Below are 25129 nucleotides of genomic sequence, written 5' to 3' on the forward strand. Positions count from 1 at the left end.
TAAATTAATGATCAGTATACTTTAGTGTGCGTTCCGGGTCATTTTTGGTTTTTTCAGTCCATTTTTTCATATTGATACTCGCAAGCCCTATCAAGAATGATATGATTTTGCTCTTAAGTGATTTGCTCATCCCCACTATCCAGACAAGGAGATTATGGTGTCAGTATCAATTCAAGGTCCCTTTCCAGCACGTCGTATGCGTCGTATGCGCAAGCATGATTTTAGTCGCCGTCTGATGGCTGAGAACCAAATATCGGTCAATGATTTGATTTATCCAATGTTCATTTTAATGGGTAAAGGTCGTCGAGAAAGTGTGGACTCTATGCCAGGAATCGAGCGCTTATCGATCGATTTAATGTTGGAAGAGGCGCAATACTTAGCCAATTTAGGTATTCCAGCGATTGCCCTTTTTCCTGTCGTCAATCAGGATGCAAAAAGTCTATGTGCCGCAGAAGCATACAACCCAGAAGGGCTAGTCCAAAGAGCCGTACGTGAATTGAAGCAACATGTGCCTCAGATCGGTGTGATTACTGATGTCGCTTTAGATCCTTTTACCACCCATGGCCAAGATGGCATCATTGATGAAGAAGGCTATGTTCTTAATGATGAAACCACAGATGTTCTGGTTAAACAGGCGCTGTCTCATGCAGAAGCAGGAGCTGACGTGGTTGCCCCTTCAGATATGATGGACGGACGGATTGGTAAGATTCGTGAGGCACTTGAAGAGGCAGGCTATATTCATACTCAGATCATGGCTTACTCTGCAAAATATGCGTCAAGCTATTACGGTCCATTCCGTGATGCTGTGGGCTCAGCGTCTAACTTAAAAGGTGGCAATAAGAAAAACTACCAAATGGATCCTGCCAACAGTGATGAAGCTTTGCAAGAAGTCGCGCTCGACATCAACGAAGGAGCGGATATGGTAATGGTCAAGCCAGGTATGCCATATCTAGATATTGTTCGTCGAGTTAAGAATGAACTTCAAGTTCCGACGTTTGCTTATCAGGTCTCTGGTGAGTACGCTATGCATAAAGCGGCCTTCGAGAATGGCTGGTTAAAAGAGCGCGATACGGTGATGGAATCGTTATTGTGCTTTAAGCGTGCAGGGGCAGACGGCATTTTAACTTACTTTGCCAAAGACGTTGCCCAGTGGTTAGCTCAGGATAGCCTGCAGATTTCGCAGCATTTAGTTGAAGAGTAATTATCGCTCTGTGAGAAAATAGAAGCTGACAACTATTGTCGCTTTTCTTATACCCAAGTAACCTCAAATGAATATATACCCACTAACCTGGATATATAGCGTTTGAAGTGACTTGGGTATTTTTATTTCTGGAGAGAAAAATAATGACGATGTTGATTCGTGAAGGCACATTTGAGGAAGTGCTCCAAGTAGTCACGAGTGTGACAGAATTTACTAATACAGAGACGGTTGAATCACTGGCAGAGCGTATTGGGGATAAAAAATATTTGCTCTTGATAGCAGAAAAATCAGGGGCTATTTTAGGCTTTAAAATCGGATATGAGCTGGATAACAGTACGTTCTATAGTTGGCTCGGTGGGGTCGTTGCTGGTGCTCGTAATGAAGGCGTTGCGCAGACTTTGCTGGAAGCTCAAGAAGAATGGGTTAGCGAACAAGGTTATAAAACGTTAAAAGTAAAATCACGTAATCAGTTCCCTGCTATGCTTCGCCTACTATTAAGAAATGATTATCTAATTGAAAAGATAGATGAAAAGGCTAATATTCGTGAGTCAAGAATTCACTTTATTAAAGCGCTGTGAAAATAAATGAGATTATTTCTCATTTAAGGCTTGACTGTTAAATGAGAATCATTATTATTAACGGCGTCTGAGAGAGTCGAACGGGTTAATTAATCAAGTAAACTTGTCAGTTCATATTCCATGAATAGCAAGCTTGCCTGCTTAACACTTGCGCGCATTCTTTTTGACACGACATTGCTCACATTGCTTCCAGTGTAATTTATAGCTTCTTGGTCAAACTGCGTATCCAAGAAAACAGTTTTACCAATTCTGCTAGGCGATCCAATCGGGTCGCTTTTTTCTTTTCTGAGATTCACATTGACGATAGGTAGCGTAACTTTTCCACACCTCATGATCATTTCTGGATCATTGATCTTTCTTGTTGGTTTGATGAAATTAATTAAATAACAGATACTTAATTTATTTTTTGTTCGTTTTTTATAATTATTAATAAGCAGTGAATATTTTTTGTAAACAGAGTTATCCACAGGCAAGGTGGGACTAACAGCAAAAAATTACCCATTTCCGTTGCTAGGATCAAACGAACAAGATAGATTCAAGGCACCAGTCGTGGCATCCTAAGCAGATCTTTTAAGTACTGATTTGGATACAGACAATTATGGCAAGTATTCCTGAAAACCCTTTGATTCTTATCGATGGATCTTCCTACCTCTATCGCGCTTTCCACGCTTACCCCGGCACAATGAGCAACGGTGATATCCCAACTAATGCCGTTTATGGTGTGGTGAACATGCTGCGCAGTATGATGCGTCAATTTGCTTCTGAGCGTATTGCTGTGGTTTTCGATGCGAAGGGTAAAACCTTCCGTGATGACATGTACCCAGAATACAAGGCCAATCGACCACCAATGCCAGATGACTTACGTTGTCAAATCGAGCCGTTACATAATGTTATTCGTGCTATGGGTCTGCCATTGATCTGTATTCCGGGTGTAGAGGCCGATGATGTGATCGGTACACTGGCTTACCAAGCATCACAGCAAGGAATGCCGGTTTTGATCAGTACTGGTGATAAAGATATGGCCCAGTTGGTGGATGACAATGTGACTCTGATCAACACGATGACCAACGTAGTGATGGATCGCGAAGGTGTGATTGAGAAGTTTGGTATCCCACCAGAGCTGATCATCGATTATTTAGCGTTGATGGGCGATAAAGTCGATAATATTCCAGGCGTTCCAGGTGTGGGTGATAAAACCGCAACGGCACTGTTGCAAGGCATTGGCGGCCTGACCAAGCTGTACGAAAACCTTGATGATATCGCGGCACTTGGCTTCCGTGGTTCGAAAACCATGGCGAAGAAGCTCGTCGATAACAAAGACAACGCCATACTGTCTTATGAACTTGCGACCATCAAGCTGGATGTAGAGCTGGAAGAGACGCCTGAATCATTGCTAAAAGCACAACCAAGCACCGATGAGCTGATCAAACTGTACGGTCAGTTGACGTTCAAGTCTTGGTTGAATGAGCTATTAGAAGGCGGCACAGGTGTGGTCGAAGCGGATGAATCAACTGGCGCAGCGCGTGGGGGTTCAGCTTCATCTGAAGCCAATATGGACACTTCGGCGGTAAAAATCGACCGTAGCCAATACGAAACCATTCTTGATGAAGCTTCATTTAATGCTTGGTTAGACAAACTAAAAGCGTCTGAATTATTTGCGTTTGATACCGAAACTGACAGCCTAGATTACATGGTGGCAAACCTAGTGGGCTTATCATTCGCAACCGATGATGGCATTGCAGCTTACGTGCCTGTTGCTCATGACTACCTAGACGCCCCTCAGCAACTGGATCGTGACTGGGTACTCGCACAGCTTAAGCCAATTCTTGAAGATGATGCTCAGGCGAAAGTCGGTCAGAACCTAAAATACGATGCATCTGTGCTGGCTCGATACGGCATTGATATGAAAGGCATCAAGCACGACACCATGTTGGCGTCTTATGTTTACAACAGTGTAGGTGGCAAGCATGATATGGATAGCTTGGCATTGCGCTTCCTACAGCACAGCTGCATTTCATTCGAGCAAATCGCAGGTAAAGGTAAGAACCAACTGACCTTCAACCAAATCGAGCTGGATGAAGCTTCTCCATATGCAGCGGAAGATGCGGACGTGACACTTCGCCTACATAACCGTTTATTTGCTAACATCGAACAAGATGAAAAGCTAAAAACCGTATACGAAGAAATCGAAATGCCACTTGTGCCAGTGTTGTCTCGCATTGAACGCACCGGAGTATTAATTGACGACATGAAGCTGAGCGCGCAGTCGTTAGAGATCGCTGCACGTCTGGATGAGCTTGAGCAGAAAGCCTATGAGATTGCAGAACAAGAGTTCAACATGAACTCGCCGAAGCAACTGCAAGCGCTTCTGTTTGAGAAAATGGGTCTGCCAGTCATCAAAAAGACACCATCAGGTACGCCTTCTACTAATGAAGAAGTGCTGCAAGAGCTTGCCCTAGATTACCCACTCCCGAAGCTTATCTTGGAATACCGTGGTTTGGCGAAGCTTAAGTCGACTTACACCGATAAACTGCCTAAAATGATTAATCCATCAACGGGCCGTGTGCATACTTCTTACCACCAAGCGGTTACGGCAACGGGTCGCCTGTCATCTACCGATCCTAACTTGCAGAACATTCCAATTCGTAACGAAGAAGGGCGTCGTATCCGTCAGGCATTTGTTGCCCCTACGGGTTACAAGATTCTGGCGGTCGATTACTCTCAAATCGAATTGCGTATTATGGCGCACCTATCAGGTGACCAAGCGCTGCTTGATGCATTCCGTGACGGTAAAGATATTCATGCAGCAACGGCAGCAGAAATCATGGGAGTGACCATTGATGAGGTTTCCAGTGAGCAACGTCGCCGTGCGAAAGCGGTTAACTTCGGTCTTATCTACGGCATGAGTGCGTTTGGTTTGGCAAAACAACTGGGCATTTCTCGAGGTGAAGCACAAGCGTACATGGATAAGTATTTCGAGCGCTACCCAGGTGTGATGCAATACATGGAAGACACACGCAGTGCGGCTTCAGAGCAAGGCTACGTCGAAACGATTTTTGGCCGTCGTTTACACCTTCCGGAAATTCAATCTCGTAACGGCATGCGTCGTAAAGCGGCAGAACGCGCAGCGATAAACGCACCGATGCAAGGGACTGCGGCTGACATCATTAAGAAAGCAATGTTACTGGTTGATCAGTGGATTCAAGAAGAAGGTAAGGGTCGAGTGAAACTTCTGATGCAAGTACACGATGAATTGGTGTTTGAAGTGGAAGAGTCGTCTTTGTCCGAAATTGAAAGTAAAGTACAGGAATTGATGGGGTCTGCTGCCGATCTCAAGGTGCCTCTGGTTGCTGAAGCTGGGCATGGTGATAACTGGGACCAAGCACACTAATCACATTATTGGTTGGTGTAATCGTTTTTATTAGAGCCAGCGCACATATGCTGGCTTTTTTTATGTGTTGTAAAAAGTATATTGTGTCAAAGAAGAAATGTTGCTTAATAAAATTTTAATGAAAAAAAATTACAAAACCTATTTGCAAATATGACCAATTGTTGTACATTATCTCTCGTAGGGTACAGAGGTAAGATGTTCTATCTTTCAGACCTTTTGTTTCACGTTATTGGATTAGGCTGATTCAGCCGCCCCAGTCAGTTTTTTGACTGGGGCGTTTTTTATTTCAGCAAGATCATCTCATCATAGTTACCGTTTAGTCACTTCAAGTGGTTTATCTGCTTATCAAAGACTGGTAAAGGCCTCTTTATACCAGCCGTCTGGCAATTTTTATAATATAATTAGCTAATTTAATTAGCTTATAAAATAATCCTGATCACATTTTTGTTTTTTATTGAAGTAAACTAAGTTGATTAAGTTTTGCTGAAATTAATCATATAATCCATTGATTTAACTATGTTTTATAGATATGCATTACCTTTATAATTTAATTTTATTATCAGTGATACTATATAAAGTGATTGAATTCACTTCTTGGTTAAGTAATGCTCGGAGACATAATAATTATTATTGATTTTTCTCTCCCGTTATCCCTGCCAGGAAGGCGGGGATTTTTATTTCTTATACCCAAGTAACCTCAAGATGCTGTGTTCAGCGAGATGACCTTAACTTTCAGGCGCGGCAACGATTCGAAGATATAGTCGTTCTACATTGAGAATCGTTAACAAAGCCTGAGAGTTAAGGCCACTCGCCCTTTGGGAGCGTGTCACTGAGCCGACTTCTTTCGTCAGACAACCGTTCTTCTTACAGAAATAAGAAAGAGCCTGCTATTCCGCTTCGTTGTCTTCCTTGAATTCGACTCAGTGACCTCGCTCTGAATCAAGCATCTTGAGGTCACTTGGGTATATAAACTCAGCTTGTTGGGTAAAGCTAAGCAAAACTGCACAAGGTAACCGTAGCGATCAAAAAAGCCCCACCATAGGCAGGGCCAACTTCGAAAGCAATGAAGACTTTCGTTAATTAGTCATCTTGCTCGCCATTCTCTGGAGCATTTTCTTGCTCGTCTTCATCCATTAAGTGTGCAAGAGCAGGTGCAAACCAAGTATCCAGTTTTGCACGCAGCTGATCAACACCCAACCCTTTTAATGAAGAGAACACATCAACCGATACATCACCACCAAAAGTCTCAACCTGCTTGCGGATTTTGAGTAGTGTCTGTTTGCGAGCGCCACTTTTCAGTTTGTCTGCTTTGGTGAGCAAAACCTGAACAGGAATGCGGCTATCGATCGCCCAAAAAATCATTTGTTGATCGAGATCTTTCATCGGGTGGCGAATGTCCATCAGTACCACTAAGCCTTTCAGGCATTCGCGTTTTTGAAGGTATTCCCCAAGTGACTTCTGCCACTTGTTTTTCATTTCAACCGGTACTTGTGCAAAACCGTATCCAGGTAGGTCTACGATATGGCACCCTTCTGTCACCTTGAACAAGTTGATGAGCTGAGTTCGACCTGGTGTTTTAGAGGTCTTAGCGAGACTCTTCTGATTGGTTAAACGATTAAGTGCACTCGACTTACCTGCGTTTGAGCGTCCTGCAAACGCAATTTCGACACCTTCGTCCTCTGGTAGATGACGTATATCAGGTGCGCTGGTGATGAAATGCGTGTTTTGGTAATGAATTTTTACGCTCACTGTTAACTCCATCTCGACTTTGTATCGTCGACTGATTACTTTTATGTGAAATTGTGTAATATAACCGTGCTCGGCATAAGGTCGCCTATTGTACCATGAGTGTACACGGTATGTTCATATTCCGTAGTACGGGAAGCTTGATAATTATAATGGAATGTCATGAAGAAATTAGCACTAGTCTTGAGTCTTTTAGCCAGTTGCTCAGTATGGGCCCAAGGTAATATTGAAGCTGGTAAAGCAAAATCACAAACTTGTGTTGCCTGTCATGGGGCTGATGGAAATAGCCCAATCGCGATGTACCCGAAACTTGCAGGTCAGCACGCTAAATATCTTGAAAAGCAGTTGAAGGATCTAAAACTCGGTATGAGCAGTGGCGGTAAGCAAGGCCGTTATGACCCTGCTATGAGTGCAATGGCGATGCCACTCAGTGATGAAGATATCGCTGATTTATCGGCTTATTATGCTTCCTTACCTATTTCAGAGAACAACACACCAGAGAATGCAGTTGAGCAAGGTAAAATACTTTATACTGCTGGTGATGCCGCTCGCGGCTTGACCGCTTGTATTGCTTGTCACGGTCCTCGTGGTAACGGGACTAGCCTTTCAGGTTTTCCGAAAATTTCGGGTCAGCATGCTGACTATATTAAAGCACAGTTAGAAAAGTTTCGTGATGGTGCTCGTGGTAATGATATGAATGCCATGATGAGAGACATCGCGAAAAAGCTGACCGATGAAGATATTAATACCTTATCGCAGTATGTGGGTGGTCTTCACTAATTGCTCCCACCTTGCTCTTTTTTTGAACATAATGCCTCAGTTTATCGCTGGGGCATTTTTATTTAGTAATCACAAGATGATACAGGCATCTACACCCCTCAGAAAGCTTGCTGTTAGCTTGTAAGAGATCCGCTATAGATGGTTCAGATAATTCGACATGTTGATTTTTAAGGGGCTGAAAAATAAAACTAATTTTATTTCATGCTAAAGTTTTTATAAATAATTGTGAGTGGCTAGCTTGTTGGTTTGTGCTGAAACCGTAAAGTAGGAGGAGTTCAAAGGAGATTGAACAGCAGAGTCTAAGCCAAGGAAAAGCCATTTTAATGCGTAAGCGAAGAAGTGGGGTAAATAAGGACTCAGGTAAGCAGGAAGCTTACTGGATAAGGATGGTCATCTCGTCTGATGGTTAAGACAGCGGAAAGGATCAAGCTCAGGAAAGAGCTCAGTAGACAGGAAGTAAAAGGATAGCCAAAACTCATCAGGACGATGAAGAACAATATCATTGGCAGGGAAAGCACACAAAATAACAGGATCGTTGGAGCATCTCATCGATGCGACCTTATTTAGCTATCTTAGATAGCAATCAGAAATCGGCAGCTTAATCTGCCGTTTTTTTTTTGCCTGATTATCCCCAGTCGCTTCACGACGCATCATTCATTGATTCACCTTGTCCCGATCATGTTGTGTCGACGTAAATATCTTGTAATCGTTTAAGTCTTGATAACGATAAAACAAGTTTTTTGACAATAATTGTTGAAAAAATACCCAGAAACTCTCCAATCTAGCATCACTTTCTGGTATGTTTCGCATCCCTGTTTGAGGAAGTCAGCATGCATACTTGTCCTTTATGCCAGAATCAGCACACTGATCACTATTATGAAGATAAGCATCGAGAGTATCTTCAATGCGAACGGTGTCAGCTCGTTTTTGTTAATCCGAGCCAACGCTTGGATGCGGAAACAGAAAAAGCCCACTATGATCTGCATGAGAACAGCCCAGAAGATATGGGCTATCGACGCTTTTTGTCGAGGATGGCTGAGCCAATGGCAGCACGAATTTGTCCACACTCCAAAGGGATTGACTTTGGTTGTGGGCCGGGCCCAACTCTGTCTCTCATGTTAGAGCAAGTGGGCCATGACATGGCATTGTATGACCTTTACTACCACCCAGATACGTCGGTGCTAGAAAAGCAGTATGATTTCATGACAGCAACAGAGGTAATAGAACACCTCTACCACCCCGATGTGGTGTGGAAGCAATGGTTGAATTTAGTTAAGCCAGGAGGCTGGATTGGCGTCATGACCAAGTTGGTTATGAGTAAAGAAGCCTTTCAAACATGGCATTATAAGAATGATCTCACTCATGTAGCATTCTTCAGCCGTGAAACATTCCAGTTCCTAGCTGAGCGAGATAATCTCGAACTCGAATTTATTGGTAATGATGTAATTTTACTGAGGAAGCCCCAGTAATGAGCCGTAGTAAAAAATCTAGGAAGCCAGGAGCCGCAGGCGCACCTGAGTTTATTGTCACTCGTAATCGTACAGAATCTGATGTTGAAGGCCGTTTACGTAAGCGTGCTAAAAAACGCAAAGGTCTTAAGCAAGGCGGTCGTAATTCTGATGTCAACGAGCAGAAGAAGCAATCCGCCGCGCAAAATCGCGATCCGCGTTTGGGCAGCAAGAAAAAGATTCCGTTAATTGTTGAACCAGTGAAGAAAATGACTAAGCAAGAGCGCCGTTTGTCTGCTCAGCAAGAGTTAGAAATGCTGGAAAATGACGCTCAACTTAACGTATTGCTCGATCGCATTGAGGCGGGCGAAAACTTGGGAACAGGTTTGCAGAAATACGTTGATGAGAAGCTTGACCGTATTGAAGTACTGATGAATCAGTTAGGCTTGTTGGAGCCTGAACAAGAAGAAGAGGACTTCACTGTGGCAAAAGTCACTCGTAATGACGATGACTTGTTGTCAGATTTCGAAGACATCAACTTCGACGATTATAAAGGATAATTTATCCATGAACGTAACCTTATTAGCGACTGCAGGTGCTGTGATTATTATCGCGCTGGCTTCTTATGCAGGTTACCTTCTTCTGCAATTGAAAAAGCAAAAGGAGTTGCAGCTTAGACATCAAAAATTGGCGATAGATAAACGTAACGCGAATATTTTTGAAAACGTTCATACACTCTGCCAAGCTGGTATCCAAGGTCAATGTGATTTATCCGAAATCAGTATTCGTGTTTATAACATTATGGATTATGTGCAAGGTGAGAAGCGGGTTGATTTTGATAACACTTATCCAGCTATTTCTGAGCTCTTTCACACGGTGAAAGATATGGCTCGTGGTGAAGAGCGCCAACAGCTAGCCAAAAAAGAACGTATGCAGCAGAATCTGACGCGCCACAAAGCAGAGACGCGTTTAAATGATGCGATCATTGAAGAACTCAAAACGTTGCAGAAAAACATTCAACCACTGAATAATCAGATTAACATTCAGATGATCTAGTGATACCCCTTCAAGAACGATATTGTTGTCCTTGAAGGGGCTTGTGATCCTGCTGGCAGTTCTGTGGTTTTTTAGTGAAAAAAGCGCCACTGTTGAGTATGGTGGCCAATGTTGTATGACCCACAACTCACTCTGAATTTTTGGGGTAGCCTCTGCCTCCCTGTTGTTAACGGAAAGTATCACCATGTCGAATCAAGTTACTGAATCGAAACAGCAAATTGTCTGGGATCAAGCGATTCTGAATAAATATAATTATTCAGGGCCACGCTACACTTCGTATCCGACTGCTCTGGAGTTCCATGAAGCATTTACCATCTCAGATTACGATATGGCATGCACTCAATACCCAGAACGGCCATTGTCGTTATACATCCATATACCGTTTTGTCACCAGCTCTGCTACTACTGTGGTTGCAATAAAGTCATTACTCGTCATTCTCACAAGGCCGATCAATACCTTGATGCGCTCGAACATGAAATTCGTCAACGTGCGGCGTTACTGACAGGAAGAGCGGTGACACAATTGCACTTTGGTGGTGGGACTCCGACTTTTCTATCGGCGCAACAAATTACCCGCTTGATGAATCTATTACGTCAAGAATTTGCTTTCGATGCGGGAGCTGAAATCAGTATTGAAGTGGATCCTCGTGAGATCGAATTGACGTTATTAGATCATCTCCGTGGTGAAGGCTTCAACCGTTTAAGTATTGGTGTCCAAGACTTTAATAAAGAAGTGCAGAAGCTGGTCAATCGTGAGCAAGATGAAGACTTTATTTTTGCTTTAGTTGAGCATGCTAAAGCTCTTGGCTTTCGTTCAACTAACTTGGATTTAATCTACGGATTACCGAAACAGACCAAAACGTCGTTTGCTCAAACATTGGAAAAAGTGTTAGCGATGCAGCCAGGGCGTTTGTCTATATTTAATTATGCTCATATGCCTCAACTTTTTGCTGCTCAACGTAAGATCAAAGAGGAAGATTTACCACAAGCGCAAGAGAAAATGGCGATCTTACAGGAAACCATTACTTCATTAACTGAGGCTGGTTACCAATTCATTGGTATGGATCACTTTGCTAAGCCTGATGATGAGTTGGCAATTGCGCAACGAGAGGGTATTCTGCATCGTAATTTCCAAGGCTATACCACTCAAGGTGAATGTGATCTGGTGGGCTTCGGTGTCTCGGCAATTTCTATGATTGGTGATGTTTATGCTCAGAATCAGAAGGAATTGAAAAAATACTATGCCCAAGTCGACGAATTACGCCATGCGTTATGGAAGGGTGTGTCTCTAGACCAAGATGACTTACTACGTAGAGAAGTCATCAAACAGCTGATTTGCAATTTTAAGTTAGATAAAAAAGCGATTGAAGCTGAATTTGGCGTGCAGTTTGAGCATTATTTCCAAGAAGACTTAGCGTTGTTGGCCACTTTTATTAATGACCAGTTAGTTGAAGTGGATGAGAACGAAATCCGAGTGACATTACGTGGCCGGTTATTGATCCGTAATATCTGCATGAGCTTTGATAAATACTTACGTATCAAAGCCCGTCAGCAACAGTTTTCCCGAGTGATCTAAACCCAACCAGCTCTCGTGCAGCCAAGGTTTCTGATCTGCGCGCTTTCATCAAAAATGCCAGCAACCGCTGGCATTTTATTTTCTGCTTTAAACCCCTTACACCTTTAGGTGGTGAGAGCTAAGTTCGTCTTGCTGAACACGGCACCTCGCGGTGAATTGGGTCTATTGTTATGCGCGATCTTTTACTTTTTCTTTCAGTGCTGCTTTTTCGCTGTCGGTTAAGAAAGCAAGGTCTAGGCCATTGATTTGTGCCTGACGGATTTGCGCTTGAGTGAGGCCAGCGGCTGGTGCCGCAACTTCGTATTCGTAGGGTAACTCGATGCCTTCTACCGCGGGATCATCGGTGTTCAAACAGGCCAGTACGCCGTGATCAAGGAACTGTTTGATAGGGTGGTTGGCCAGAGACTCAACGGTACTGGTTTGAAAGTTTGAGGTCAGACAAGACTCAATACCGATGCGGTTTTCTGCAAGGTAATCCATCAGTTTAGGGTCATGGATAGCTTTCACTCCGTGGCCGATACGTGTTGCACCAAGTTCATGGATTGCCTGCCACATGCTTTCTGCTCCAGCGGCCTCTCCAGCGTGAACGGTCACGTTAAGGCCCGCATCACGAACTTGTTTGAAGTGAGAAACAAAAAGCTCACCAGGTTGGCCAAGCTCATCTCCGGCTAGATCCACGGCGACGATTTGGTCTTTCTGGCTTAAGATCGCATCCAGCTCTTGTTGACAGGCGTCGGTGCCAAAAGTGCGACTCATGATGCCAATCAAGTTGGCTTTTACGCCAAAATCACGCATACCGGCTTGGACACCATCAACGACCGCTTCAACCACACCAGCAACTGGCAATGAGTGCTTCATAGCCATATAGTAAGGTGAGAAACGCAGCTCGGCATAATCGATTTGAGCGTTCAACGCGTCTTCGACATTTTCATAGGCGACTCTTCGGCATGCATCCAAATCACCAAGTACTGCAACTCCCCAGTCAAGTTTTGACAAAAACGCTACCAAAGAGGGTTCTGCTTCAACAATTTGTACGTGAGGAGTCAGTGACTCAACATCGTAAGCAGGGAGAGCAATACCAAACTGTTGGCCAAGTTCTAAAATGGTCTTGGTGCGAATGTTGCCATCAAGGTGGCGATGCAAATCGGTAAGAGGTAGATTTTTAGTTATCATGAAGTTGGTCCAAGTCAGTGTTGTTAACCAGCACGTTTCTGAAGATTCTCAAGTGCCATTAACTGAATGAGTTTAAGTCACTGTAAAGCGTCACTGGGTATAATTATAAAGAACACTGGCTAAAATTGTCAGTATGATGTAGGGAATTTCCCCTCTGTTCGTGACTTTTTTGCCAGTGTTAACAGAAGATGTTGGCAGGCGTGATTGTTTGGTGCAGCAAGGCGCTTATTGGTAATGTCGGTGAGCAGTGTTGAGTCATTCAATTTATTAATGTATTGCTTATATATGAGTACCGTCAAGAATCTAAGTAACGTCAAGATGCTCAACTTGTCTTAAGCACCTTGACGAAGAGCTGAGGCATTCTTTTCTTCTACAGAGGGCTTGAGTGTTCACTGATCGCAGAGGTTTTATACAGTTCTTTGAGTTTGCGAGTGAGCGTATTTCTGCCCCACCCAAGAACCTTAGCGGCATCTTGCTTATGACCTTTGGTGTGTTCTAGAGCGGCTTCGAGTAAAATGCGTTCGAACTCTGGCAGAGCATAAGTAAGCAGTTCGGTATCCCCTTCGTTTAATGCTGTGCGAGCCCAAGACGCGAGTTGAGTTTGCCAACTGTGCTCTTCAATTGTTCGTGAGTCCTTTTGCTCTTCCATAAGCTCGTTTGGTAAATCACTAGGAAGAACCTCGCTCCCGCTTGCCATCACGGTTAACCAACGACATAAGTTCTCTAATTGCCGCACATTACCTGGCCAATCGAGCTGATTGAGTATTTCCACTGAGGAAGCGTGCAGAGTTTTTACATCGACACCAAGCTCATCAGCAGCGCGAATTAAGAAATGTTGAGCTAACTGTTCAATATCTTGTTTACGCTCCCTTAAAGCGGGGATATGCACACGAATCACGTTTAAGCGATGGAATAAATCTTCTCGAAAGTCACCTTCTTTAACACGCTGCTCAAGGTTTTGGTGAGTGGCTGCGATAATACGTACATCAACTTGGATTGGGGAATGACCACCGACACGATAAAATTGCCCATCAGCCAAGACTCTTAACAAACGAGTTTGGATATCGAGTGGCATATCACCGATTTCATCCAAAAACAGAGTGCCGCCATTGGCTTGCTCGAATCGGCCCTGTCGCACACTATTTGCGCCAGTAAATGCGCCCTTTTCATGACCAAATAACTCAGATTCGATCAGATCTTTAGGGATGGCTGCCATATTGAGGGCGATAAAAGGTTTGTTGGCTCTTGGACTGTGGCGATGTAATGCTTGGGCGACGAGCTCTTTACCCGTTCCTGACTCGCCATTAATCAGCACTGATATCGAGGAACGTGATAAGCGACCAATAGCTCGAAATACCTCTTGCATCGCTGGTGCTTCACCGATAATTTCAGGTGTATCTTGTTTTAAATCGGTGCCTTGGGTGTGTTCACGTTTCGTTTCTTGGCAATGTGCAATCGCTCGCTCGACTAAGTTGAGTGCTTCATCGATATCGAAGGGTTTGGGTAGGTACTCAAATGCGCCTTTTTGGTAAGCATTGACCGCTGCATCTAAATCGGAATGAGCAGTCATGATGATCACAGGTAAGTCAGGGTAACGATGTTGAACCTGTTTTAACAGCTCTAAGCCATCGATGCCTGGCATACGAATATCTGAGACTAAAACGTCAGGCACTTCGCGTTCTAGAGCCATAAGAACACTTTCACCATCGGCGTAAGTTTCACATTTAATATTGGCACTCGAGAGCGTCTTCTCCATCACCCAGCGAATGGAACTGTCGTCATCAACGACCCAAACATACCCCTTAGTCATATGTATAAATCTCCGCTGTGTTTTATATCGGTAAGTGAATGGTAAATATTGTTTGGCCTGGCCAACTTTCAACATCTATCTTGCCATGATGCTGGTCGAACATGTCTTGTGCGATTGATAATCCAAGGCCAGTGCCTCCTTGGCGACCACTCACCATTGGGTAGAACAAGGTATCTTTGAGCTCTGGTGCAATACCAGGACCATTGTCGGTAATCTCAATCTTTGCAGCAAGTTTACAGCGTTGCCCGTGGATATTCGCTTGATGAACGGTTCTGGTTTTTAACGTGATTTTTCTTTCTTTTTGTTCGGCTAGGGCTTGTGCTGCGTTACGCACAATGTTCAACATGGCTTGCTCAATCTGGCCTGCATCCATCAAAATTTCTGGCAGGCTTGGGTCATAATCGCGCTCAATGTCGATTGTCTGTTGCGATTCTAACTCGATCAATTGACGGACTTTTTCCAATATTTGGTGTAGGTTTTGTGGCTTTTTCTCGCCCGGTTTTTGTGGCCCGAGTAATCGGTCGACTAGTACTCTTAAACGGTCGGCCTGCTCAATAATAATTTGGGTATATTCATTAAGGCTCGGGTCGGGTAACTGTTTTTCTAAAAGCTGAGCCGCGCCGCGCAGGCCGCCTAACGGGTTTTTGATTTCATGAGCCAATCCGCGTACAAGGAGTTTTGCAGCTTGCCTTTGCGCATGTTGGTTGAGTTCTTGGGTCAAGCGTCTCTGCTGATCGATTTTGCGCATCTCAACCAACAACATGAGTTGTTTTTGCCACGTGACTGGGCTGATGGTCACTTCGAGCATCAGTGGCCGGCCATCGACAATAAAGGTCACATCACTGTCGGTAATGCTTTGGCCACTTTGTAAAGGTTGAGTGAGCAAGCTTAAGTCCAGCGAAGCGTGCTCAACTAATTGTGAGAGTGATTGCTCAATAAGACGCTTCGCACTTTGTGCAAACAACAGTTCTGCGGCTGGATTTGCGTAATGAACGGTCAACTGATCATCCAGAATCAGGGTTGCAGTAACCATGTTAGTGAGAATTGCATCTGAAAGATTGATATCCACATGACGTCCTTGTGAGTTGTTAAACCTCTACGCACCAAGTTGGTGCAATGAAAATTAAGTATGACAAATAGACTCGATAAGAAAAAGTGAAATGTTCACACTGGCTCTTTTCAGGGCTTTATTTGCTGGTGATACTGCTTTGAGGTCTTCATATGATGAGCTGTTGTGCTGATATGAAGAGAATTGAAAAGGTTGTGCAAAAAAGGCCCACCAAACTGGCGAGCCTTAAGTGACATCGATACCTTAAGCTGTGATTCCTACACCTTGAGCAGTGACACTAATGCCTTGAACAGTGACACTACAGCAAGGTTACACAGAGTAGTACAGTTCAAACTCTAGAGGGTGAGTGGTCATATTGACGCGCTCAACATCTTGCTCTTTCAACGCAATGTAAGAATCGATAAAGTCATCAGAGAATACGCCGCCCGCCGTTAAGAACTCACGGTCAATGTTGAGTTCTTCTAGTGCATCTTTCAGTGAGTATGCAACCGTTGGGATCTCTGCTGCTTCTTCAGCTGGTAGGTCGTAAAGGTCTTTGTCCATCGCTTCGCCAGGGTGGATCTTGTTCTTAATGCCATCAAGACCCGCCATTAGCATTGCTGCGAATGCTAGGTATGGGTTAGCTGCTGGGTCACCGAAACGTACTTCGATACGACGTGCTTTCGGGCTTGGTACTACTGGAATACGGATAGAAGCAGAACGGTTACGTGCTGAGTAAGCTAGCATTACTGGTGCTTCGAAGCCTGGTACAAGACGCTTGTACGAGTTTGTCGATGGGTTAGCAAATGCGTTGATGGCGCGGGCGTGCTTGATGATGCCGCCGATGTAGTAAAGCGCCATTTCAGATAGACCGCCGTATTTATCGCCAGCAAATAGGTTTACACCATCTTTTGCCAAAGATTGGTGAACGTGCATGCCGCTGCCGTTGTCACCAACGAGTGGTTTAGGCATGAATGTCGCTGTCTTACCAAACGCGTGAGCAACGTTGTGCACCACGTACTTGTAGATTTGGATTTCGTCAGCTTTGGTGGTTAGCGTATTGAAACGAGTAGCGATTTCGTTTTGACCTGCCGTTGCTACTTCATGGTGGTGCGCTTCAACCACAAGGCCCATTTCTTCCATGACTAGGCACATAGCAGAACGGATATCTTGAGATGAATCGACAGGAGCAACTGGGAAGTAGCCTCCTTTAACGCCTGGACGGTGACCTTTGTTGCCTTCTTCGTAATCAGAACCTGTGTTCCACGCTGCTTCTACGTCGTCAATTTTGAAGAAAGAACCTGACATGTCTGTTGAGAACTTCACATCATCAAATAGGAAGAACTCTGGCTCAGGGCCGATCAGTACGGTGTCAGCAAGGCCTGTTGAACGCATGAAGTCTTCTGCACGCTTAGCGATAGAACGAGGATCGCGGTCATAGCCTTGCATTGTTGCAGGCTCAAGGATATCACAACGAATGTTTAGCGTGGCATCTTCAGTGAATGGGTCAAGCACTGCAGAAGAGGCATCTGGCATCATAACCATGTCTGATTCGTTAATGCCTTTCCAGCCTGCAACGGAGGAACCATCGAACATTTTGCCTTCTTCGAAGAAATCAGTATCAATTTGGTGAGCAGGGATTGAGATATGCTGCTCTTTACCTTTTGTATCTGTGAAACGTAGGTCCACAAACTTAACTTCGTTTTCTTGGATCAGCGATAAAACATTTTCTACTGACATCTTGGATAACCTCCAGTGTTATTAAAGCGGTAGTAACTTGTTATAAGGAAACAAGGGTTAAATCTAGCATTGATTAATATTTTCAATCTGTCGTTAATCGATGCTGACTCTGTATAAGCCAAAACTGTGCCAATTAATATTTGTTATTATTATCAATGTCTTATGTTTTTTTTGGTTACTTTGTTATAAAAGTTATGCACCATAATGAGCACGATTTGCATCATATTGGTGCAGAAAAACATACCGGTGAAACCTTGCTGTTGCTAACACTGTGGCACGCATTGATTTCGTCAACATGACAGTACTGAGCAACAGATTACAATTCAGCCTACTTTTTGTTCTATAGTCAATTTGTATTGTGCAACTATTAGAGTAAAGTAGCACTCAGACCATTTATTGTGCCGAGTAAACTGTGGATTACGCGTAAAATTCACAGAAAAGCTAAGGACTGGATCACATATTTCTAGGCTTTTTGCTAAAATCTGGTACATTATGGCCGTTTTTTTAATCAGAAAATGCCACCAGAGAGCAACCGTTCTCGGTTCGGGGGCATTTCATTTATCTAAGTGAAACAATATCCATGGCTACTCCACAGATTGATAAATTAAGAAATATCGCGATCATCGCGCACGTTGACCACGGTAAAACAACATTGGTTGACAAGCTGCTACAACAATCAGGCACGTTAGAGTCTCGCGGTGAAGCTGAAGAGCGAGTCATGGACTCGAACGACATTGAGAAAGAGCGTGGTATCACCATTCTTGCAAAGAATACTGCGATTAACTGGAATGACTACCGTATCAATATCGTAGATACTCCAGGACACGCTGACTTTGGTGGTGAAGTAGAACGTATCATGTCAATGGTAGACTCTGTACTGCTTATCGTTGATGCCGTTGACGGTCCAATGCCGCAAACTCGTTTCGTAACTCAAAAAGCGTTTGCTCATGGCCTTAAGCCAATCGTTGTAATCAACAAGATTGACCGCCCTGGCGCTCGTCCTGATTGGGTTATGGATCAAGTATTCGATCTATTTGATAACCTAGGTGCAACTGACGAACAGTTAGACTTTAAAGTTGTTTACGCGTCAGCACTAAACGGTTGGGCTGCTCTAGAGGAAGGCGAAACAGGCGAAAACATGGAACCATTGTTCCAAACTATCGTTGAAGAAGTAGCGGCACCTGAAGTAGACCTAGATGGTCCACTACAAATGCAAGTTTCACAGTTAGATTACAGCTCTTACGTGGGTGTTATCGGTGTTGCTCGTGTTACTCGTGGTAGCGTGAAGCCAAACCAACAAGTGACGGTAATCAGCGCTGATGGTAAAACTCGTAATGGTAAAGTTGGCACAGTAATGGGCTACCTAGGTCTAGACCGCCATGAAGTTGAGCAAGCAAATGCAGGTGATATTATTGCTATCACAGGTCTTGGTGAGCTAAAAATTTCTGACACAATCTGTGCACAAAATGCTGTCGAAGCACTACCAGCATTGTCTGTTGATGAGCCAACAGTAACCATGACGTTCCAAGTTAATACTTCTCCATTCGCTGGTAAAGAAGGTAAGTTCGTGACTTCACGTAACATCCTTGAGCGTCTTGAGAAGGAACTGGTACACAACGTTGCCCTACGTGTTGAGCAAACTGACGATCCAGATAAATTCCGCGTATCAGGCCGTGGTGAGCTTCACCTATCTATCCTGATCGAGAACATGCGTCGTGAAGGTTTCGAGCTTGCTGTATCCCGTCCAGAAGTTATCATCAAAGAAGAAGATGGTCAGCTAATGGAACCGTTCGAGACTGTAACGATTGACGTTATGGAAGAGCACCAAGGCGGCATCATGGAAAACATCGGCCTGCGTAAAGGTGAGCTGAAAGATATGTCTCCAGATGGTAAAGGTCGTGTTCGTATGGACTTCATCATGCCATCTCGTGGTCTGATCGGTTTCCAAACAGAATTCATGACACTGACATCGGGTTCAGGTCTTCTTTACCATACGTTTGATCACTATGGCCCACACAAAGGCGGTAACATTGGTCAACGTATCAATGGTGTATTGATCGCTAACGCTATGGGTAAAGCGCTAACAAACGCTTTGTTTAACCTTCAAGAGCGTGGTCGTCTATTTATCGGTCACGGTGTCGAAGTTTACGAAGGTATGGTTATCGGTATTCATAGCCGTGACAATGACCTGACGGTAAACGCCCTGAAAGGTAAGCAACTGACTAACGTACGTGCATCAGGTACGGATGACGCACAGGTTCTTACTCCGCCAATCATCATGACTCTTGAGCAAGCTCTAGAATTTATCGACGATGACGAGCTAGTAGAAGTGACGCCAGAGAGCATCCGTATTCGTAAGAAATTCCTAACGGAAAGCGATCGTAAACGTGCTTCACGTGCGGCTAAATAAGCTGAACTAGCCAACTGAATATAAAAGCCCCGAGCCATGGAAATGACTCGGGGCTTTTTTATCTCTCTTGTTATCAATGATTGGGTATATACTTAGTTTTGATTAAGCTGTTGCAAAAACTTATTGGACTCTGCAATCGCCGCATTCATCTGTTTTATGGCGTATTGGATTTCTTTTTCCAAGCTAGAAAACTCACCACGCAGAGAACCGATCGCACTGGCATTTAAGTTGTGCTTAAGATACAGAGTGTTGTCGCGCAGTGTATTCAGCACTGGCGTCATTTTTTGCTCGGCTCGCTGCATAGCTTTGAGCATAGTGTGATAAGACGCTTGGGTTTGTTTCAGTTTTTGTTCACTTGAGCGGCGCAGTTTCGCACTGGTATAGAGGTTGAGCTCTTCTTGCCATTCATCGAATAAGGCTTCGGAAACATCTTCAATGGCAGCGATACGATCACGTACATCTTGTGCTGCTTTTTCACTTTCCTCGTACCGGTCGTTGACGCTGTTATAGACATCTTCTAGCTCGCCACCTTTAAAATTGGTGAGTGCTGAGAGAGCTTCTAGTGCGCTGGTAAACTCTTGTTGAGCCTCTTGCTGTGCTTGCTTGGCATCTTCAACACGGTCGACCATAATCTCTCGTTTGTGGTAGCCGACTTTCTCCATGGCAGAATAGTAGGCAGATTGACAGCCAGTTAAAGTAAAAATAGAAACAAATATCATCAGTAAATAAGGCATTTTTAATGTCCTCGATGCGAATTTATGGAATGAACTATGGATCACTTATCAGAGCGTTACAAGGCAAGATTCAGTAAACTTCTCCCAAGTAGTATTGCGTTTCTGCGTTATCTACTCAAACGTATGGGGCATGATCGTGTTAACGTCAATGCCGGATACTTAGCGTATATCACGCTCTTGTCTCTTGTGCCGATGTTGACCGTTTTGCTGTCGATTTTGTCGAAGTTTCCGGTATTCGAAAATGTAGGCGAAGTAGTACAAGGCTATATTATTGAAAATTTTGTGCCGGCTTCCGGTGAAGTGGTGGATAAAGCGCTGCAAGAATTCGTCGCCAATACGGGCAAGATGACTGCAGTCGGCGGCGCTTTTTTGTTTGTTGCCGCCTTGATGCTGATTTCCAATATCGATAGAAACTTAAACTATATCTGGCGTGTTAAAGATAAACGTCGTGCTATCTTTTCTTTTTCAATGTATTGGATGGTATTGACGTTGGGGCCGATTCTCGTCGGTGCCAGCATTGCTGCTACTTCTTATGTTACTTCACTCAACATTATCGATAATGAAACCCTTCATGGTGCTTATAACCTGCTATTACGCTGGTTGCCGATGTTGCTGTCTTTTTTTGCATTTATGGGGCTGTACTTTCTGGTTCCAAATGAAAAAGTCTATTTCTTACATGGGGCAGCAGGGGCGGCGGTAGCGGCATTTTTGTTTGAACTGAGTAAGAAAGGGTTCGCTCTCTACATTACTCAATTTCCTTCTTATCAACTCATCTATGGGGCACTGGCTGCGATCCCAATTTTATTTGTGTGGGTGTATCTCTGTTGGCTTATTGTACTTATCGGTGCAGAAATTACGGCAGCGCTTGGGGAAAGAGAGCACTGGAGAGATAATTTAGAGATGATACACTCAAGCGCTGAATTAAAATTAACCCATGAAGGAAGTGAAAACGGTGATAGCGCTAATTCAAAGAGTCAGTGAAGCGGCTGTACGTGTCGATGATGAAGTTGTGGGCTCGATCGACCAAGGTTTGCTGGTTTTGCTCGGAGTCGAGAAAGAGGACGATGAAGCCAAAGCAAAGCGCTTGATGGAGCGTGTCACAACCTATCGTGTGTTTGAAGATGATCAGGGAAAAATGAACCTGAACGTCAAACAGGTTGGAGGCCAGGTATTGGTTGTATCACAATTTACCTTGCCAGCCGATACCAAAAAAGGAACCAGAGCAGGCTTTTCTCGTGGTGCTGACCCAGCCGATGCTGAGCGTCTATATGATTACTTCTCAGACCTGTGTCAGCAGGTTTTGCCAACGCAAAGAGGTCGTTTTGCTGCCGATATGAAAGTCTCTCTTATCAATGATGGCCCGGTCACGTTTTGGTTACAGGTCTGATCTGATTACTCTAACGACTGGGCTAAGCTTCTTACACTTCGGGCGAATGAGTTCGCCTCTATTTTTCTATTTATTTTGATTTGTACTTTTCAAGGATTGATATGTTCAAACTCATTACACCGCAAACAGACAACCAACTCAAAAAGTACTATCAATTTCGTTGGCAGTTGCTACGTGAGCCATGGCGAATGCCGATAGGTTCTGAGCGAGATGAATTTGATGGCATGAGTCATCATCGCATGATTGTCGATAGTCGAGGTCGTCCAATGGCGATTGGGCGTTTGTATATTACGCCTGATAACGATGGTCAAATTCGTTATATGGCGGTAAAAAACAACCGACGTAGCAAAGGACTAGGTTCACTAATTTTGGTTGCATTAGAATCTCTGGCTCGGCAAGAGGGGGCAAAACGGCTGGTCTGTAATGCTCGCGAGGATGCGATTGCATTTTATGAAAAAAACCATTTTGAGCGACGTGGCGAGTTGACCGACATCAGAGGGCCGGTACGTCATCAGCAAATGGTGAAAAAATTAGACCCAATGTCTAACGTTTTACGTCGCCCTGATTGGTGTACTGAGCTGCAGCAACGTTGGGAAGCTCAAATCCCCATTGCAGATAAGATGGGGATTAAGATTAACCAGTATACGGGCTACCAATTCGAATGTGGCGCTCAACTGAACCCCAACCTGAATCCCCACAATACCTTATTTGCTGGTTCTGCGTTTACTTTAGCTACCTTAACGGGCTGGGGAATGGCTTGGTTGCTGATGAAAGAGCGAGACTTGCATGGCGATATTGTTTTGGCGGATAGTGCAATTCGTTATCGCCATCCTGTCGAACAAAACCCAGTTGCGATGACTTCACTTGATGGTATCAGTGGTGACTTAGATCGCTTGGCATCTGGGCGTAAAGCACGGATTGTGATTCATGTGGTGATCTACAGTGGCGATGTTGCTGCCGTTGATTTTACTGGCACTTATATGCTACTCCCCAATTATTCCAAATTACTTCGTTGTTAGTGCAAGATTTGTTGTTAGCTGATTGATTTGATGGCGCTGTCAGTCTTTTGTGCCCGTTTTTGTCACCGTTAGGCTTGGCTTGTCCTGTTGCACTTTGTTTTCTTTCTCTGTACTAGAGTCTGATGACCCGTTTGTCTGGCAACGGGTAGTTGTCTGCTGCTCACCACTAAGAAGATCGCCTGTTGCATGCCAGCAGTGGGTGTCAATTTGGTAAATTAAACCACTGAGCGGATTGCTGGCTAAATCAAACTCACCGCTGATTTGGCCATTAATGTCATTGCCCGATACGCTGATCGGAGCAAGACTCAGTGTTCCACGCTGCGCTTCCAGCTTAAGAGGGGTTAATGTTATCGTTTTAGAGGTGCCATCTGTCGGTAAAATTAGCGTTGCCTCTCGGAAGTTGGCTGTGGTTTCTCCTGATAAACTGTAGGCGAGCATTTGGTGATCACCTGCCAGTCCATGCAGGTTCACCGCTAGATCTGACAAACCCGAAAAATGGCCTGGCGTGTCTAGATAAGTGGTAAAAAATTCTACCGGTACCCCATCGGCGTCCAGTTGAAGGGTCCAAGGTTTGCTGGGGGTATTTAAATCGACCTGGCCCAAGGCTTTTAGATATCCTTGTGTCAGTGGTAAGAATAATTGTTCAAGCTGCCACAAACCATCGACACTTTGGGTGGTTAAGGCCGCATGCGATGAAAGATACTGATCATAGCTGGCACTCACGGCACTGGCCTCAAGGCGTCCATCCCAAATTTCCCATAGTGTGGGTGTTGGCATGATATGTAGGTTGTTTCCCGTTAGGTTGAGCCCCGAAATTTGCCAGAAAGGTGCTTGAGCCAGTTGAATCACTTGGCTGCGCTTAACGGATAAATGATTGATCTTGGTCGGTGGGGTGTATTGCGCGAGATGGTGCATCCATTGTAAGCGGTTGTCAGGCTTTATGGTCCATTTAACATCGTTAATACTGGCTGAGTTTATCTGCCATTGGTTAGGTTCAATCTGACCTGTTATATTGATTTGTCCTTGCTGCCAAGCAAAACTCAGATCTTCAACGTTTATATCATTAGGCTGGAATTGAGCTTGCAAATGAGGGTTGATGAAGACTTGATCTTGAAAAGAGATGCTGTCGGCCTGCAAAGAGAGATTGGCACTCGATTGCCAGAGAGAAAAGGGCAAGGATGCATTTTCTAGCGATAATGAAGCATGCTGAAAATGCCAATCTCCATACTGAATGTCTGCATTGAGTAGATCGAGACTATTGATATCTTTCAGCCTAATAGGCCATTGTTGCCAAGGTTTATCGAGTAAATTGCTCAGCTGATCTTGGTTAAGGTGTAATTTATCCACCGTGACATTGACTAAAGACCAACCTTGTGAGTATTGCTCGCCTTGCCCTGAAACTAGGCTATCACGCCAATGAAATGAAGCGCCATACAAGGTGCTATTTTGTGCTTGGTATTGGAGGTCGAGGAGTAGGTTAGCAAATTTCTCTCCATGCCATTTGAGACTATCTGCGCTGAGCTGAATGTCGCCGTAAGGCAATATTTGATGCCGCCCTGACCAAGTGGGCGATGTAATCTGAACATTTAAGTTATCCAGCGAAAAAGTGCTGTCATCGTATTGGGCATTTTTTAGCGCAATTTGATGGAGTGTCACTTGCTGCCATGGATTCACAGCTGGTTCTGCTTCTTCTGGTTTAAATGTCTCAGGCGCAAGCCTAATGCCATCGACAAGTAAGCTATCAATCACCCATTTACCATTTTCTCTTAGTGATGGGTTTACCCAAATATCGATTTGGTTGATTGAGGTGCTAGGGACAGAATCAAGTTCTACTTGATACAAAGAAAAATGGTAAGGGAAATCATAATGAACCCGATGGGCTTGAAAAGGCAAATCTACGTGTTGAGAGAGTTTATTCCAAACGTTATCAGAATATGAGGTCGTAAGTGTTGCCATAAAAGCAATAGGCAGCACGATGCTCAAAATGAGCAAAAGCAATATAATGCGTGTTGCTATTTTCATAGCTATTCGT

21 protein-coding genes are annotated in these 25129 nt (G+C 44.2%); 13 read left to right on the forward strand and 8 right to left on the reverse strand.

Going from position 1 to position 25129, the window contains the following annotated elements; all coding sequences use genetic code 11:
• The first annotated feature begins 157 nt into the window (after positions 1-157).
• Positions 158-1201 (forward strand): porphobilinogen synthase, encoded by a 1044-nt coding sequence (gene hemB / locus BS333_RS00670; RefSeq protein ID WP_033004230.1) that lies wholly within the window; start codon positions 158-160, stop codon positions 1199-1201.
• 143 nt (positions 1202-1344) lie between these two features.
• The gene (locus BS333_RS00675) at positions 1345-1779 is read left to right on the forward strand and encodes a GNAT family N-acetyltransferase (protein WP_021710946.1); all 435 of its coding nucleotides are present in this window, start codon (positions 1345-1347) and stop codon (positions 1777-1779) included.
• An 89-nt stretch (positions 1780-1868) separates the two neighbouring features.
• Here the strand turns inward: BS333_RS00675 and BS333_RS22260 are convergent, their stop codons facing one another.
• Entirely contained in the window at positions 1869-2246 is a 378-nt protein-coding gene (locus BS333_RS22260; RefSeq protein ID WP_227739117.1) for a hypothetical protein, read from the reverse strand.
• A gap of 131 nt (positions 2247-2377) precedes the next feature.
• Between BS333_RS22260 and polA the strand changes: the two genes are divergently transcribed.
• Together polA and spfP are read left to right on the forward strand one after the other, a co-directional pair.
• The gene (polA, locus tag BS333_RS00685; protein WP_021710948.1) at positions 2378-5170 is read left to right on the forward strand and encodes a DNA polymerase I; all 2793 of its coding nucleotides are present in this window, start codon (positions 2378-2380) and stop codon (positions 5168-5170) included.
• Positions 5171-5365: 195 nt separating this feature from the next.
• Complete coding sequence (gene spfP, locus BS333_RS22700; protein ID WP_438356636.1) at positions 5366-5413, forward strand: small protein SpfP; 48 nt, start codon at positions 5366-5368, stop codon at positions 5411-5413.
• 837 nt (positions 5414-6250) lie between these two features.
• Here spfP and yihA read toward each other — a convergent pair.
• Positions 6251-6919 carry a ribosome biogenesis GTP-binding protein YihA/YsxC gene (gene yihA, locus BS333_RS00690; protein WP_021709403.1) on the reverse strand — a complete coding sequence of 223 codons (669 nt, stop codon included), beginning with the start codon at positions 6917-6919 and terminating at the stop codon, positions 6251-6253.
• A 159-nt stretch (positions 6920-7078) separates the two neighbouring features.
• Here yihA and BS333_RS00695 point away from each other — a divergent pair, with 159 nt between their 5' ends.
• The 5 genes from BS333_RS00695 (at position 7079) to hemN (ending at position 11776) form a co-directional block, all read left to right on the forward strand.
• A complete protein-coding gene (locus BS333_RS00695; RefSeq protein WP_021709404.1) occupies positions 7079-7696 on the forward strand; it encodes a c-type cytochrome in 618 nt (205 codons plus the stop codon).
• 830 nt (positions 7697-8526) lie between these two features.
• Positions 8527-9165 (forward strand): class I SAM-dependent methyltransferase, encoded by a 639-nt coding sequence (locus BS333_RS00700; RefSeq protein WP_021709405.1) that lies wholly within the window; start codon positions 8527-8529, stop codon positions 9163-9165.
• Positions 9165-9704: a Der GTPase-activating protein YihI gene (gene yihI / locus BS333_RS00705; protein ID WP_021709406.1), complete on the forward strand. Its 540-nt coding sequence runs from the start codon at positions 9165-9167 to the stop codon at positions 9702-9704. The genes BS333_RS00700 and yihI overlap by 1 nt, the downstream gene beginning before the upstream one ends.
• A 7-nt stretch (positions 9705-9711) precedes the next feature.
• A complete protein-coding gene (locus BS333_RS00710; protein ID WP_021709407.1) occupies positions 9712-10200 on the forward strand; it encodes a DUF2489 domain-containing protein in 489 nt (162 codons plus the stop codon).
• 184 nt (positions 10201-10384) lie between these two features.
• Entirely contained in the window at positions 10385-11776 is a 1392-nt protein-coding gene (gene hemN / locus BS333_RS00715) for an oxygen-independent coproporphyrinogen III oxidase (RefSeq protein ID WP_021709408.1), read from the forward strand.
• Positions 11777-11944: 168 nt separating this feature from the next.
• Here the strand turns inward: hemN and add are convergent, their stop codons facing one another.
• The 4 genes from add to glnA all read right to left on the reverse strand — a co-directional run bounded on the left by add (position 11945) and on the right by glnA (position 17547).
• Complete coding sequence (gene add / locus BS333_RS00720; protein ID WP_021709409.1) at positions 11945-12949, reverse strand: adenosine deaminase; 1005 nt, start codon at positions 12947-12949, stop codon at positions 11945-11947.
• A 370-nt stretch (positions 12950-13319) separates the two neighbouring features.
• Positions 13320-14759 carry a nitrogen regulation protein NR(I) gene (gene glnG, locus BS333_RS00725; protein WP_021709410.1) on the reverse strand — a complete coding sequence of 480 codons (1440 nt, stop codon included), beginning with the start codon at positions 14757-14759 and terminating at the stop codon, positions 13320-13322.
• A 22-nt stretch (positions 14760-14781) separates the two neighbouring features.
• Positions 14782-15828 carry a nitrogen regulation protein NR(II) gene (glnL, locus tag BS333_RS00730; protein ID WP_021709411.1) on the reverse strand — a complete coding sequence of 349 codons (1047 nt, stop codon included), beginning with the start codon at positions 15826-15828 and terminating at the stop codon, positions 14782-14784.
• Positions 15829-16137: 309 nt separating this feature from the next.
• A complete protein-coding gene (gene glnA, locus BS333_RS00735; RefSeq protein WP_021709412.1) occupies positions 16138-17547 on the reverse strand; it encodes a glutamate--ammonia ligase in 1410 nt (469 codons plus the stop codon).
• A 580-nt stretch (positions 17548-18127) separates the two neighbouring features.
• Here glnA and typA point away from each other — a divergent pair.
• On the forward strand, positions 18128-19957 hold the full coding sequence (gene typA / locus BS333_RS00740; RefSeq protein ID WP_021709413.1) for a translational GTPase TypA: 1830 nt from the start codon (positions 18128-18130) through the stop codon (positions 19955-19957).
• Positions 19958-20049: 92 nt separating this feature from the next.
• Here the strand turns inward: typA and BS333_RS00745 are convergent, their stop codons facing one another.
• Positions 20050-20691: a DUF2959 domain-containing protein gene (locus BS333_RS00745; RefSeq protein WP_021709414.1), complete on the reverse strand. Its 642-nt coding sequence runs from the start codon at positions 20689-20691 to the stop codon at positions 20050-20052.
• A 36-nt stretch (positions 20692-20727) separates the two neighbouring features.
• On the opposite strand from BS333_RS00745, the gene BS333_RS00750 reads away from it, so the two are divergent.
• The 3 genes from BS333_RS00750 to BS333_RS00760 all read left to right on the forward strand — a co-directional run bounded on the left by BS333_RS00750 (position 20728) and on the right by BS333_RS00760 (position 23097).
• Entirely contained in the window at positions 20728-21672 is a 945-nt protein-coding gene (locus BS333_RS00750) for a virulence factor BrkB family protein (protein WP_021709415.1), read from the forward strand.
• Entirely contained in the window at positions 21644-22078 is a 435-nt protein-coding gene (gene dtd, locus BS333_RS00755) for a D-aminoacyl-tRNA deacylase (protein WP_033003639.1), read from the forward strand. The genes BS333_RS00750 and dtd overlap by 29 nt, the downstream gene beginning before the upstream one ends.
• Before the next feature lie 101 nt (positions 22079-22179).
• On the forward strand, positions 22180-23097 hold the full coding sequence (locus BS333_RS00760) for a bifunctional GNAT family N-acetyltransferase/hotdog fold thioesterase (RefSeq protein ID WP_021709417.1): 918 nt from the start codon (positions 22180-22182) through the stop codon (positions 23095-23097).
• A 39-nt stretch (positions 23098-23136) separates the two neighbouring features.
• On the opposite strand, the gene BS333_RS00765 is transcribed toward BS333_RS00760, so the two are convergent.
• Positions 23137-25119 carry an AsmA family protein gene (locus BS333_RS00765; protein WP_050568013.1) on the reverse strand — a complete coding sequence of 661 codons (1983 nt, stop codon included), beginning with the start codon at positions 25117-25119 and terminating at the stop codon, positions 23137-23139.
• Positions 25120-25129 lie beyond the last annotated feature (10 nt).

It is taken from the genome of Vibrio azureus, assembly GCF_002849855.1.
Taxonomy (GTDB): domain Bacteria; phylum Pseudomonadota; class Gammaproteobacteria; order Enterobacterales; family Vibrionaceae; genus Vibrio; species Vibrio azureus.